The sequence below is a fragment of the Streptomyces sp. NP160 genome (genome assembly GCF_006335115.1).
In the GTDB taxonomy this organism is placed as follows: domain Bacteria; phylum Actinomycetota; class Actinomycetes; order Actinomycetales; family Quadrisphaeraceae; genus Quadrisphaera.
In genome coordinates this window covers 49,162-61,911 of sequence record NZ_VDMJ01000016.1, presented here as the reverse complement: position 1 = coordinate 61,911, position 12,750 = coordinate 49,162, and the positions used below count along the sequence as shown (strand labels likewise).

The 12,750-nt window shown below is 75.2% G+C and carries 11 protein-coding genes and 1 tRNA gene; 3 read left to right on the top strand and 9 right to left on the bottom strand.

The genetic code is table 11. The features are described 5' to 3' along the window. Positions 1-6: 6 nt before the first annotated feature. From FHN55_RS10420 to FHN55_RS10405, 4 genes are all read right to left on the bottom strand, one after another. Positions 7-1,422 (bottom strand): cystathionine beta-synthase, encoded by a 1,416-nt coding sequence (locus FHN55_RS10420; RefSeq protein ID WP_139712252.1) that lies wholly within the window; start codon positions 1,420-1,422, stop codon positions 7-9. 28 nt (positions 1,423-1,450) lie between these two features. Continuing rightward, positions 1,451-1,786 (bottom strand): hypothetical protein, encoded by a 336-nt coding sequence (locus FHN55_RS10415; protein ID WP_139712251.1) that lies wholly within the window; start codon positions 1,784-1,786, stop codon positions 1,451-1,453. A 35-nt stretch (positions 1,787-1,821) separates the two neighbouring features. Then, a complete protein-coding gene (locus tag FHN55_RS10410) occupies positions 1,822-2,652 on the bottom strand; it encodes a Bax inhibitor-1/YccA family protein (protein WP_139712250.1) in 831 nt (276 codons plus the stop codon). Between the two features lie 120 nt (positions 2,653-2,772). Further along, the gene (locus FHN55_RS10405; RefSeq protein ID WP_139712249.1) at positions 2,773-3,795 is read right to left on the bottom strand and encodes a LacI family DNA-binding transcriptional regulator; all 1,023 of its coding nucleotides are present in this window, start codon (positions 3,793-3,795) and stop codon (positions 2,773-2,775) included. A gap of 130 nt (positions 3,796-3,925) precedes the next feature. Here FHN55_RS10405 and FHN55_RS10400 point away from each other — a divergent pair, with 130 nt between their 5' ends. The 3 genes from FHN55_RS10400 to FHN55_RS10390 are packed head-to-tail and all read left to right on the top strand — an operon-like array spanning position 3,926 to position 8,076. Beyond that, the gene (locus FHN55_RS10400; protein WP_139712248.1) at positions 3,926-5,299 is read left to right on the top strand and encodes an MFS transporter; all 1,374 of its coding nucleotides are present in this window, start codon (positions 3,926-3,928) and stop codon (positions 5,297-5,299) included. Next, positions 5,296-6,222, top strand: a complete 927-nt coding sequence (locus tag FHN55_RS10395) for a shikimate dehydrogenase (RefSeq protein WP_180357752.1) — start codon at positions 5,296-5,298, stop codon at positions 6,220-6,222. Before FHN55_RS10400 ends, FHN55_RS10395 begins: the two co-directional genes overlap by 4 nt. A gap of 9 nt (positions 6,223-6,231) precedes the next feature. Further along, positions 6,232-8,076: a sugar phosphate isomerase/epimerase and 4-hydroxyphenylpyruvate domain-containing protein gene (locus FHN55_RS10390; RefSeq protein ID WP_139712247.1), complete on the top strand. Its 1,845-nt coding sequence runs from the start codon at positions 6,232-6,234 to the stop codon at positions 8,074-8,076. A gap of 18 nt (positions 8,077-8,094) precedes the next feature. Here FHN55_RS10390 and FHN55_RS10385 read toward each other — a convergent pair. From FHN55_RS10385 to FHN55_RS10365, 5 genes are all read right to left on the bottom strand, one after another. Then, positions 8,095-8,171: transfer RNA gene (locus tag FHN55_RS10385), tRNA-Leu, on the bottom strand. Between the two features lie 81 nt (positions 8,172-8,252). Next, a complete protein-coding gene (locus FHN55_RS10380; RefSeq protein WP_139712246.1) occupies positions 8,253-9,656 on the bottom strand; it encodes an NAD(P)/FAD-dependent oxidoreductase in 1,404 nt (467 codons plus the stop codon). Between the two features lie 145 nt (positions 9,657-9,801). Beyond that, positions 9,802-10,554, bottom strand: coding sequence for a uracil-DNA glycosylase (locus FHN55_RS10375; protein ID WP_373995720.1), 753 nt, complete (start codon positions 10,552-10,554; stop codon positions 9,802-9,804). Between the two features lie 155 nt (positions 10,555-10,709). Further along, complete coding sequence (locus FHN55_RS10370; protein ID WP_139712245.1) at positions 10,710-12,098, bottom strand: hypothetical protein; 1,389 nt, start codon at positions 12,096-12,098, stop codon at positions 10,710-10,712. A 98-nt stretch (positions 12,099-12,196) separates the two neighbouring features. Beyond that, the gene (locus FHN55_RS10365; RefSeq protein ID WP_139712244.1) at positions 12,197-12,517 is read right to left on the bottom strand and encodes a hypothetical protein; all 321 of its coding nucleotides are present in this window, start codon (positions 12,515-12,517) and stop codon (positions 12,197-12,199) included. Positions 12,518-12,750: the final 233 nt, after the last annotated feature.

Below are 12,750 nucleotides of genomic sequence, written 5' to 3'. Positions count from 1 at the left end.
CGAGCGTCAGCGGCGCTGGGCGAGGAAGGCGAGCAGGTCGGCGCGGGTCACCACGCCCGCGGGCTTGCCGTCCACCGCCACGAGCACCGCGCGGGCGCCGCGGAGCTTCTCGCGCAGGTCGGCGACGGGCTCCCCGGCCCCGACCAGCGGCAGCGGCTCGGCCATGTGCTTGCTCACCGCGTCGGACAGCGACGCCGCCCCGGAGAACACCGCCTCCAGCAGACCCTCCTCGGTCACCGAGCCCGCCACCTCACCGGCCATCACCGGCGGCTCCGCACCGACCACGGGCATCTGCGACACCTGGTACTCGCGCAGGATCTCGATGGCGTCGTGCACGGTCTCGGTGGGGTGGGTGTGCACGAGGTCGGGCAGACGCCCGGACTTGCCGCGCAGCACGTCACCGACCGTCGCCCCGCCGACGGCGGCGGTGCCGGGCGCGTCGACGTCGAAGCCGTAGGAGCGCATCCAGGCGTCGTTGTAGATCTTGCCGAGGTAGCCGCGCCCCGAGTCGGGCAGGAGGACGACGACGACGGCGTCGGCGGGGAGGTCCTTCGCCACGCGCAGCGCGCCCACCACGGCCATGCCGCACGAGCCGCCCACGAGCAGCCCCTCCTCGCGGGCGAGGCGCCGCGTCATCGCGAAGGCCTCGGCGTCGCTGACGGCGACGATCGTGTCGGGCACGGACGGGTCGTAGGCCGGGGGCCAGATGTCCTCACCGACGCCCTCGACGAGGTACGGGCGCCCGGTGCCGCCGGAGTAGACCGACCCCTCCGGGTCGACGCCGACCACGTGCACCGGGCGCGCGGAGCCGTCCTCCGCGAGCCGGTCGCGCGAGGCGTCCTTGAGGTAGCGGCCGGTGCCGGTGATGGTGCCACCGGTGCCCACACCCGCCACGAAGTGCGTGATGCGGCCGTCGGTGTCCTTCCAGATCTCCGGGCCGGTGGACGCGTAGTGGCTGGCAGGGCCCTCGGGGTTGGCGTACTGGTTGGGCTTCCAGCCGCCGGGGGTCTCGCGGGCGATGCGGTCGGAGACGGAGTAGTAGCTCTCCGGGCTCTCCGGGGCGACGGCGGTCGGGGTGACGACCACCTCGGCGCCGTAGGCGCGCAGCACGTCGCGCTTCTCCACGCCGACCTTGTCGGGGCACACGAAGACGCAGCGGTAGCCCTTGCGCTGGGCGACCAGGGCCAGGCCGACCCCGGTGTTGCCGCTGGTCGGCTCGACGATGGTGCCACCGGGCCTGAGCTCACCGGAGCGCTCCGCGGCCTCGATCATGCGCTCGGCGATGCGGTCCTTCACGGAGCCGCCGGGGTTGAGGTACTCGACCTTCGCCAGCACGGTGGCGGCGATCCCCTCGGTGACGCGGTTCAGCTTGACCAGCGGGGTGCCGCCGATCAGGTCGACGATGCTCTCGGCGTACTGCACGCCAGCATCCTCCCACCCCGCTGGGGTGTCAGAGGGCGCGGCGCAGGGCCTCCAGCCGGTCGGCGGCGCGCTCGAGGAGCGCGGCGTCGTCGCCGGTCCGAGTGGCGTCGAGCAGGTCCCGCCCCAGGACGGACAGCTGGTCGCCCAGGGCGCGGTCGGCGAGGACGGGGACGACGACGGGCGCCCGCGCCTCGGCAGTGGCGGCCGCGTCGGCCAGCTCCTGCAGCACCGGGCGCACGCGGTCCGCCGGGGAGGGCCCGGTGTCGTCCGCGGGCCGGGACAGACGAGTCGGGCCGAGCGCCGCCAGGCGGGTCAGGACCCGCCCGAGCTCGCGCTCGGCCCGTTCGCGCGGTGATCCGGTCACCGCACCATGCTGTCAGTCAGCCAGCCGGCCGCCGGTCAGTCGCCCGCCATGGAGCGGATGATCGACAGGATGCGCAGCAGCTCGATGTACAGCCAGACCAGCGTGACCGTGAGGCCGAACGCGGCGGTCCAGGCGTAGCGCTGCGGGATGCCGTTCTTGACGCCCGTCTCGATGAAGTCGAAGTCGAGCACGAGCGAGAGCGACGCGAGGACCGCGCCGATGGCGCCGACCGCGAGGCCCAGAGCACCGGCCCAGAGGTTCAGGCCGTTGCCGAACATCGCGAACACGAAGTTGACGAGGCAGAAGACGGCGTAGCCGAGCACCGCGCCGATGAGGATCCGGCGGAACTTCGGCGTGGCCCGCACGGCCCCGCTGCGGTACAGGACGAGCATCACGGCGAACACCGCGACGGTGGCGATGACCGCCTGGATGGACACCGCACCGAGGTTGCGAGCTTCGAGCTGCATGTCGATGACGCGGCTGAGGCCACCGATGAACAGGCCCTGCAGCGCGGCGTAGAGGAGGATCAGCACGGGGCTGGGCTCGCGCTTGAACGAGTTGACCAGGCCCAGCACCAGACCGCCGAGCACGCCGACGATCATCAGCAGCGGGCTGAAGAGGAAGTAGTTGAAGGCGCCGAGCAGGACGACGGTGCCGAGCGTCATGCCCGCGCGCATCACGACGTCGTCATAGGTCATCCGCCCGGTCTCGGCGGGTCCCGCCGAGGGTGCGGAGTACATCTCCTCCAGCGTCGGCTGGCCGTACGAGGCGGTGCTCGCACCACCGCGAGGGGTGGCGTCGAAGCCCGCGTAGCCGCCGCGCTTGAACTGCGGCGCGTTGCGCAGCGCCGGGTTGTTGCTCTCCATGCGCGTCCTCCCGAGGACTCGACACCGGCGGGCGCCGGTCTCGTACCACCAATGGTAATGGATTGGTAAAGAGGTGTGCGCAGCGGACGCGCCCGGACGGGCGCACCGGCAGCGCGCGCCTCACGACGACGGCGCGGGGCCCGTCGAGCGGCGCACCACGAGGTGCGTCGGCACCACCTGCGGGGGCCGCCCGGGGCCCACGGCGCTGCCACCGCCCAGCAGCGCGTCGACGGCGAGCTCACCGGCCCGCTCCGAGCGCTCCGCGAGCGTGGTCAGGGGCGGGGAGCACAGGGCAGCGCCGAACACGTCGTCGAAGCCGACCACGCTGAGGTCGGCGGGCACGGTCGCACCGCGCTCCGCCAGGCGCGCCAGGACCCCCATCGCGAGCAGGTCGTTGTGGGCGACGACGGCGGTGGCGCGGCCACCGCCACCGGCGGCCGGCCGCAGGCCCAGCACGGCGTCCGCCGCTGCAGCACCGGCCTCGAAGGTCGGGGAGAACGGTCCCAGGCGCTCGACCGCCACGTCGTGGCGCCCAGCGGCGACCTGCAGCCCCGTCCAGCGGCGCGCCCCCGACCAGGACCCGGCGGGACCGCCCAGCACCACGAGCCGGCGGTGCCCCATCGAGGCGAGGTGGCTGACGATCTGCTCGGCCCCGCCGACGTAGTCGGCGACGACACTGGGCAGCCCCGTGGTCACCCGGTTCACGAGGACGACGGGGGCGAGGGCGGCAGCGCGGCGCAGGGCCTCGTCGCCCAGGCGGGAGGCCACCAGGACGAAGCCGTCCACGCCGCGGTGCAGCCGCTGCACCACGGCCTCCTCGGCGGCCGCGCTCTCCCTGCCGTCGGCCAGCACGAGGGTGCGCTGCGAGCTGGCCAGGGCGCGCTCGGCGCCCTTGACGAAGCCCACGAAGAGGGGGTTGGCGATGTCGGGGACGACCAGGGCCACGGTGTTGGTGCGCCCGGACTCCAGCGCCTGCGCCAGGGGGCTGGGCGCGTACCCGAGCCGCGCGGCCACCGCGAGGACGTGGGCGCGGGTGTGCTCGTTGACCCGGCCGGGGTGGGTGAAGGAGCGCGACACGGTGGAGGCCGCCACGCCCGCCTCGGCGGCGACGTCGGTGATCGTCGGACGGCGACGGCGCTCCACGGCGGCAGGCTAGCCGCCGCGTGGCAAAAAACGACAAACGATTGTCACGGCCCGGAGGCGGCTCCTAGCGTCACCACACCTCGACGACGAGCCTGACGCCCGCGGGCGTCCCCCACTGGAGGAGCCGACGATGGCCGGTACCAGCAGCACCACCCCCGAGGCGGAGCGCACCCAGCGCACGCCGCGCAAGGCCGCCGTGGCCGCCTGGAGCGGCAGCGCCCTGGAGTACTACGACCTCGCGATCTACGGGACGGCCGCCGCGCTCGTCTTCCCGAAGATCTTCTTCCCCGAGGGGCACGCGGCCACGATCGCCTCGCTGGCCACGTTCGGCGTGGCCTACGTGGCCCGCCCGTTCGGCTCCTTCCTCATGGGGCACGTCGGAGACCGGCTCGGCCGCAAGACCGTCCTCATCGGCACGCTGCTGCTGATGGGCTTCTCGACCTTCCTCATCGGGTGCCTGCCCACGTACTCCCAGGTGGGCCTCCTGGCGCCGGCCCTGCTGGTGCTGCTGCGCCTGCTCCAGGGCCTGTCGGCGGCCGGCGAGCAGGCCGGCGCCAACGCCATGAGCTTCGAGCACGCCCCCGACCGCCGGCGCGGCTTCTTCACCAGCTTCACCCTCAGCGGCACCCAGGCGGGCCAGGTGCTGGCCCCGGCCGTCTTCCTGCCGGTGGCGGCCCTGATGCCCGAGGAGCAGCTGCTCAGCTGGGGCTGGCGGGTGCCGTTCTGGCTCAGCGCCGTCCTGCTGGTGGTCGGCTTCCTCATCCGCCGCTCCCTGCACGAGACGCCGGAGTTCACCGCCCGGGCCGCCGCGCCCCGCCCGGCGCGCACCCCCCTCGCCGAGCTCTTCCGCGACCACCGCGCGGGCGTGCTCCGCGTCTTCTTCGCCGCCTTCATCGCCATGGTCAACACGACGTTCCAGGTGTTCGCCCTGAACTTCGCCACCTCGGAGGACTACGGCATCGGCATCGACCGCAACACCATGCTGTGGCTGGCGATCGTCTCCAACCTCGTGGCCATCGCGACGATCCCGCTCTGGGCGGCGCTGTCGGACCGCGTCGGGCGCAAGCAGGTCTTCGTCACGGGAGCCCTCGGCAGCGGCGTCCTCACGGCGGCGTTCCTGTGGGCGATCTCCCAGGGCTCCGTGCCGCTCGTCTTCGTGCTCGGCATCGCCCTGGCGGGCGTCGTCTACTCGATGCCCAACGCGGTGTGGCCCGCCACCTACGCCGAGTACTTCCCCACCTCGGTGCGCCTGTCGGGCACCGCCGTGGGGACCCAGTTCGGGTTCGCGCTGGCCGGCTTCACCCCGAGCATCGCCGGGGCGCTCGTCGGCGGCGACGCCAGCGGCTGGTGGCGGGTGGCGCTGTTCGCCCTCGCGGCCTGCCTCGTCTCCAGCATCGCGGTGCTCACCGGCCCCCGGGCCACGCACCTGGTGCCCACCCCCCAGGTCGGCCTGGCCCGCACCCCGGCGCCCACCACCGCCCGCACCACCGCGAGCGCCGCGTGAGCGGGCCGCAGCCGCCCTCTCCGGGACGGCCGGTGGTCCAGCTGGGCCTGGTCGGCCAGGGCATCGGCGCCTCCCTCACCCCTGCGATGCAGGAGCGGGAGGGCCGCTGGAACGGCCTCGACCTGCACTACCGGCTCCTGGACGCCGAGCAGCTCGGCGTCACCGCGGCCGACCTGCCCCAGCTGCTGCTGTGGGCGCGGCGCCTCGGCTACGCCGGCCTCAACGTCACCCACCCCTTCAAGCAGGCCGTGGTGCCGCTGCTCGACGAGGTCTCCCCCGACGCCGCGGACCTGGGTGCGGTCAACACCGTCGTCTTCCGCGACGGTCGCGCGCTGGGCCACAACACCGACTGGTCCGGCTACGGCCGGGCCTTCTCCGCGGCCCTGCCGGACGCGGTGCACGACCGCGCGGTGCTCGTCGGCGCCGGAGGGGCCGGCTCGGCGGTGGGGTACGCGCTGCTGCACGGCGGCTCCGAGCACGTCGCCGTCGTCGACAGCGACCGCGAGCGCGCCGCCGCCTGCGCGGCGCGCCTCGCGGACCGCTTCGGGTCCGGCCGCGTCAGCGCCACCACCGACCTGCGCGGTGCGCTCGCGGGGGCGTCGGGGGTGGTCAACGCCACCCCGCTCGGGATGCACGGCCACCCCGGCGCCTCCGTGCCGGTGGACCTGCTGCGCGAGGACCTGTGGGTCTGCGACGTCGTCTACTTCCCCCTCGAGACCGAGCTGGTGGCCGCGGCCCGCGCCCGCGGCTGCCGGGTGCTGCCCGGCGGCGGCATGGCCGTGCACCAGGCCGTGGGCGCGTTCGAGCTGTTCACCGGGCTCGCTGCCGACGCGGGCCGGGTGGAGCAGCACTTCCTGGAGCTGACGGGCGCCCGCCGTCCCACCTCGACCGCCACGCCGACCGCGGCCCCCGCCGCGTCCTGAGGGAGCCCCGTGCACCAGGGCATCGCCACCGTCTCGCTCAGCGGGCGCCTCGTCGACAAGCTGCCCGCCATCGCCGCGGCGGGCTTCGACGGGCTGGAGCTGTTCGACAACGACCTCGTGGCCTCCGCGCTGACGCCGCGGGAGGTGGCCGCCCGGTGCGCGGACCTGGGGCTGAGCATCGACCTGTTCCAGCCGGTGCGCGACGTCGAGGGCGTCGCCCCGGGGCGCTTCGCGGCGGTGGAGCACCGCTTCCGGGCCAAGCTGGCGGTGATGGCCGAGCTGGGCGCCACCACGGTGCTGTGCTGCTCCAACGCCCTGCCCGACGCCGTCGACGACGTCGACCTGTCCGCCGAGCAGCTCCACCGCCTGGGGGACCTGGCCGCCGAGGCCGGGGTGACCATCGCCTACGAGGCGCTGGCGTGGGGCCGCCACGTGCACCGGGTGGGGCGGGCCTGGGACGTCGTCCGGCGGGCCGACCACCCGGCGGTGACGCTCGCCGTCGACACCTTCCACCTGCTCTCCCGCGGTGACGGGCCCGCAGCGCTCGCCGGGGTGCCGGGTGACCGGATCGGCTTCCTGCAGGTGGCCGACGCCCCGGTGCTCCAGATGGGGCTGCTGGAGTGGAGCCGCCACCACCGGTGCTTCCCGGGGCAGGGCGCGCTCGACGTCGCCGGGGTGGTCGCGGCGGTGCTGGAGGCCGGCTACCGCGGACCGCTGTCGCTGGAGGTCTTCAGCGACCTCGTGCGCGAGGCCGCGCCGTCCGTCACCGCGCGCGACGCGAAGCGCTCCCTGGTCTTCCTCGAGGACCAGCTCGCCGCCCGCCTGCCGGCGTCCTCCCCCGCCCGCGAGGTGGTGGCGGCCTCTCCCCCGGCGGCCGCGAGGGTCGACCCGGCCTTCGTGGAGCTGGCGGCCAGCCCCGGCTCGGACGTCGAGCGCCTGCTGGAGGCGCTCGGCTTCGTCGCGGCCGGCCGCCACCGCAGCAAGCCCGTGGCGCTGTGGCGCAACGGCGGCGCCCACGTGGTGGTCTCGCAGGCCCCCGCCGAGGCGATGGCCACCGGAGGAGCCACCGCTCTGGGCCTGGTCGCTCCCCCGGTGACCGACGTCGCAGCGCGCGCCGCCGCCCTGCTGTGGCCCGCCGTCGACGTCGTGAGGTCCGGGGGCGAGGCGGTCCTGCCGGGCCTGGCCACCCCCTCGGGCCTGCAGGTGCTCCTGTCCGCCGAGCCCGGGCAGGCCGACCACTGGCGCGGCGACTTCGAGGCGCTCCCGGCCGGCTCGACCGGCGGGCTCGAGGCCGGCGGCGCGGCGGGAGCGGGCTGGACCTGCCTGGACCACGTGACCGTGGCCGTGCCGCCGGACCTGCTGCTGCAGGAGGTCTCCTTCCACCGCACGCTCCTCGGGCTCGAGCCGGGGCCGGTGGAGGAGTTCGTGGAGCCGCACGGCCGCATGCGCTCGCGCGCGCTGCGCCCGGCCCGGGGTGACCTGCGCCTGGTCCTCAACGCCCCCGAGACCGCGGCGGGGGCCCCGCGACGGCGCGGAGTGACGCAGCTGGCGTGCGCGGTGCCCGACGTGCGCGCCGAGGCGGTGCGGCTGCGGGAGGCCGGCGTGCCGCTCATGCCGGTGCCCGACAACTACTACGCCGACCTCGGCGCCCGCTTCGCGCTGCCGGACGAGCAGCTGGACGACCTGCGCTCCCACGGCCTGCTCTACGACCGCGACGCCGACGGCGGCGAGCTGCTGCACCTCTACACGGCGGTGCTCTCCACGGGCTTCCACGTCGAGCTGCTCGAGCGGCGCGGCGGGTACGCGGGGTACGGCGGCGCCTCCACGCACGTGCGCCTGGCCGCCCAGGCGTGAGAGCGGGCGGACGGGTGCTGGTGCCCCCGGCGGGGTTCGAACCCGCACTGAGGCGCTTTTAAGGCGCCTGCCTCTGCCGGTTGGGCTACGGGGGCGGGCCGGGCCCGCGCGGTCGGCCGTCACGACGACGGCGGGGCCGGCGCACGTGCACCGGCCCCGCCGTCGTCGTCAGGTCCTCAGCTCTTGGAGGGAGCCGGGTCGCCCACGGGGCGCGGCGCCGGCGGCTTGGCGCCGGCGGCCACGAAGTCCTCGCGGGGACGCGCCTGGCGGCCGATGGCCACCATGTCGCGGGTGACGCCCATGCCGGAGGCCGCCCAGCCGAGGGCGATGCGGACCTTCCGGTCGAGGGTGGGCATCGCGTAGAGGTGGTACGCGCGGTGCATGACCCACGCCGGGAAGCCCTTGACCTTCACGCCGAAGGTGTTGGCGACGCCCTTGCCGATGCCGAACGAGGCGACCGTGCCGATGTACTTGTGGCGGTACTCGGTCAGGCCCTCGCCGCGCAGCGTGGCCACGAGGTTGGCGGCCAGCACCTTGGACTCGCGCACGGCGTGCTGGGCGTTGGGAGCGCAGAACTGGCCCGGCTCCTTGGTGAGGTCCGGCACGGCGCAGGCGTCGCCGGCGCCCCAGGCGCCCTCGACCACGCCGTCCTCGCCGGCCACCCGCAGGTCGGCGCGGACCGTGAGGCGGCCGAGCTTGTCCAGCGGGAGGCCGGTGTTGGCCAGCACCGGGTTGGACTTGATGCCGGCGGTCCACACGACGGTGTCGGTGTCGAACTCGGTGCCGTCCGAGAGCACGGCGTGACCGCCCTCGATGGACTTCAGCTGGGTGTCGAGGCGGATGTCGATGCCGCGCTCGCGGAGCTGGTGCAGCGACCACAGGCTCATCTCGGGGCCGACCTCGGGCAGGATCCGCCCGAGCGCCTCCACGACGATGAACTTGACCTCGTCCTGGCTGATGCCGGAGTGGTCCTTCACGGAGGCGCGGACGAGGTCCTCGAGCTCGGCCATGGCCTCGATGCCGGCGTATCCGCCGCCGACGAAGACGAAGGTCAGCGCGCGCGCCTTGGCGGCGGGGTCGGTCATGACCGCGGCGGCGTCGAGGCGGTCGAGGATGTGGTCGCGGCAGGCCGTGGCCTCCTCGACGGACTTGAAGCCGATCGCCTGCTCCATGAGCCCGGGGATCGGGAAGGTGCGGGAGACCGCGCCGAGGCCGACGACGACCTGGTCGTAGGAGATCTCGACCTGCTCGCCCTCCTGCGGCTGCACGAAGGCGACCTTGCGGGCCGGGTCCATGCCGGTCACGGTGCCCGTGACGACGTCGGCGCCCTTGAGCGCCTGGCGCAGGGAGACCACCACGTGGCGGGACTCGATCGAGCCGCCGGCCACCTCGGGCAGGAACGGCGCGTACGTCATGTAGGGGCGCGGGTCGACGACGACGACCTGCGCCTCGCCGGGCTTGAGCTGCTTGAGCAGGTGGCGCGCCGTGAGCAGGCCCACGAAGCCCCCGCCGAGCAGCAGGATCCGGGGGCGTCCCGCCGCGGCGGGCACAGGGGACTCCAGGGAGGAGGGGGCGGTCATGCCCCAAATCTAGGGTTCGCCCGGGCACGCGTGCTAACGGGGCCGCCAGACTCCGCCGTCAGGAGGCACCCGCGGGGGTGAGCCCGTGATCGTCTCCTCCAGTCGCGTCGCGCGCGACCCGAAGCACACCGCAGGGGGCGCCCGATCACCCGCGCGGCCCAGGGGCCCCCGCACCGGGCAGCCCGGCGAGCGCCGCGGCCAGGGCGACGGCGTCGTCGAGCATCGCCTCCGTGAGCCGGCCGGTGGAGGTGTTCTGCTGGCTGACGTGGTAGCTGCCCACCAGGTGCACGGCTCCGCCGCCGTCCTGCCCCGGGAGGGCCAGGACGGCGCGGGCGCCGTGCCCGAAGCGCGGCGCCGGTCGCGGCACCGCCCACCCGAGGCGGCGGGCGCAGGCCAGCGAGGCGTCCCAGGCGATGCCGCCCAGGGCCAGGAGCACCCGCGGCCGGACCAGCTGCACCTCGCGGTCGAGCCAGGGCGCGCAGGCCGCGCGCTCGTCGGGGGTGGGCAGGTTGTCCGGCGGGGCGCAGCGCACGGCCGCGGCGATGCGGACGCCGGTGAGGTGCTGCCCGTCACCGGCGTGGTCGCTGCGCTCCTGCGCGGCGAGGCCGGCGCGGTGCAGCGCGGCGAAGATCCAGTCACCGGACCTGTCACCGGTGAAGACGCGTCCCGTGCGGTTGCCGCCGTGGGCGGCGGGGGCCAGCCCCACCACCAGCAGCGGGGCGTGCGCGTCCCCCCAGCCGGAGATCGGGCGGCCCCAGTAGGGCTGGTCGCGGTAGGCCCGCCGGCCGGTGGCGGCCACCTCCTCCCGCCAGGCGACGAGGCGGGGACAGGCGCGGCAGACCGAGACCCGCGCGTCGAGCTGCTCGGTGGTCCGCGAGGCCGCCGCGGACCGCACCACCCCCGCCGGCGTCCGCGCGACGCGGGTGCCCGGCTCGGCGGGGTCCTCCGGCCACCCCGACCCGGGCTCGACCGGCGAGCGGTGGAGGTCGCCCGGCAGCGGGTGGCGCAGGAGCTCCGGGCGCGGGGGCGGCACCCCGCCAGTGTGGGCGCTCCTCAGACGACGAGCTGCCCGGAGGCCAGCCACCCGGTGAGCAGCGCGGCGGTGAGCGCCACCGCGGCGGCGACCAGGCAGGTGCGGCGGCGGCGGTGCCCCGCGGACCAGCGCCGCGCCGCCCGGGATGCCGCCCGCAGGACGCGCCCGAGCACGCAGAGGACACCCCCGACCACGAGCAGCAGGAGGCCCGCGTTCAGGGCGGCGGCGGTGCCGGCGGCCGCCTGGCCGGCCTCGAAGGCGCGCGCAGCCGCTCCCGCCTCCGCCAGCCCCGCTCCCCCGAGGGCTGCGACCAGCCGGGGCAGGTGCCACAGCAGCAGCGAGAGGGCCACCACGAGGAAGGGGACGACGACGGCGACCCACCCGGTCACCACCACCCGGACCCAGCGCTTGAGGCCCACCACGCGGGGGTCGCGGCCCGACCCCCGCCCGGCCGCGTGGCGCAGCACAGGGCCGATGCGGGCGAAGAGGTCGGGCACGCCGACGAGGTCGGCCAGCACGTGGTAGCCGTCGTAGCGCACCAGCGGCAGCAGCTGCTCCAGCATGCCCAGCTGGATGACCAGCACCGCGAGCAGCAACCACTCGGCGCCGGTGACCGCGTGGGCCCCGCCGAGGGCCAGCACAGCGAGGGTGTGGAAGTACAGCCCGCCGAGGTCGGTGCGCAGCCGCCCGGCCCGCCCGAGGCGGTAGGCGTCGTTGACGTCGGTGTAGAAGGCCGGGTAGACGAGGTAGAGCCCCAGGCCGACCGCACCGGGCCGCGCGCCGCTGAACCGGCAGCCGGCCGCGTGCCCGCACTCGTGGAAGAGCGCCGCGGCCACCGCCGTGCCGACCACCGCCAGCGCGAGCGCTGGGTCGCGCACCACGGCCCCGAGCGCCCCGCCGAGCCCGTGCACCGCCAGCAGCCACACGTCGAGCAGCGCCAGGGCCGCCACGGCGGCGAGCACCACCGGCAGGCGGAACAGCGGCTGCAGGACCCGCGCCACCGCCCCCACGGCTCGCGGGCCCAGCAGCGGCGTGCGGGCCCGCAGCGCCAGCAGGGGGTCGGCGCGCGGCGGCGGGGTCGACCGCTCGTCGTCGAGCAGGCCGAGCGGCGCCAGCTTCCTCGCCACGAGGAAGCGGACGCCCGCTGCGTCGACCTCGTCGCCGCCGCCCTGCGAGACCTCCGCGGCGACGTCGGCGGACGTGCGGACGCCGTCCAGCGCCGCGAGCACCCGGTAGGCCAGCGGCGTCAGCTGCAGCACCTGCCCGTCGTCGCGGCGCACCAGGCCCGGCGGCCGCTGCGAGCCGGAGCCGCGGAGCTCGCCGAGCAGCTCCAGCCCGGCGGCCCGGGCCGGCGGCCGGCGGGTCGCGGACGGCCCGGCGAGGTCGGGGTGCTCCAGCTGCGCGGTCATGCCGCCTCCTGCTCACTCGTCGTCGTCGACCCCCGACGTGCGGAAGGGCCGCCCCCGGGCACCGGGGGCGGCCCTTCCGACCGCTCAGGCGCGACGGGTCACCACGTGCAGTCGTCGTGCCAGTCGCCGTGGCCGCCGCCCCAGCCGCCGTGGCCGTAGTCGTTGTACGAGTCGTTGGTGGAGCTGTCGGAGTTGTCGACGGAGTTGTCGGAGTTGTCCGTGTACTCGTTGCCGCTGAAGTTGCCGTTGAGGTTGCCGCTGAAGTTGCCGTCGTTGTCGCTCAGCACGTCGTTGCCGCTGAGGACGTCGCCGACGGAGATCAGCGACCCGTGGCCCCCGCTGTACGCGTTGAGCGTCTCGCGGGTCGGGAGCATCTCGACGGACTCGAGAGCCAGGTCGGCTGCAGTGAGAACAGTCATCGCACGTCTCCTTGTGCCTCTGTGGTGCTCCAGGCTCCGGCCGGTCCTTCGAGACACCCCCCCTTGCTGAGCGTCCGACTCGACCGATCGACCGAAACCCTTGAACGAACTGTCCAAGTAACTTGTACAGTAGGCGGCGTTCCTCGGGAGCACAACCCCCGGCACCGCCCCGGGTTGTGGTGGACTTCCGGGATCGGGGGGCGGGCAGCGAGCGGGAGGACGGCGGACCAGTG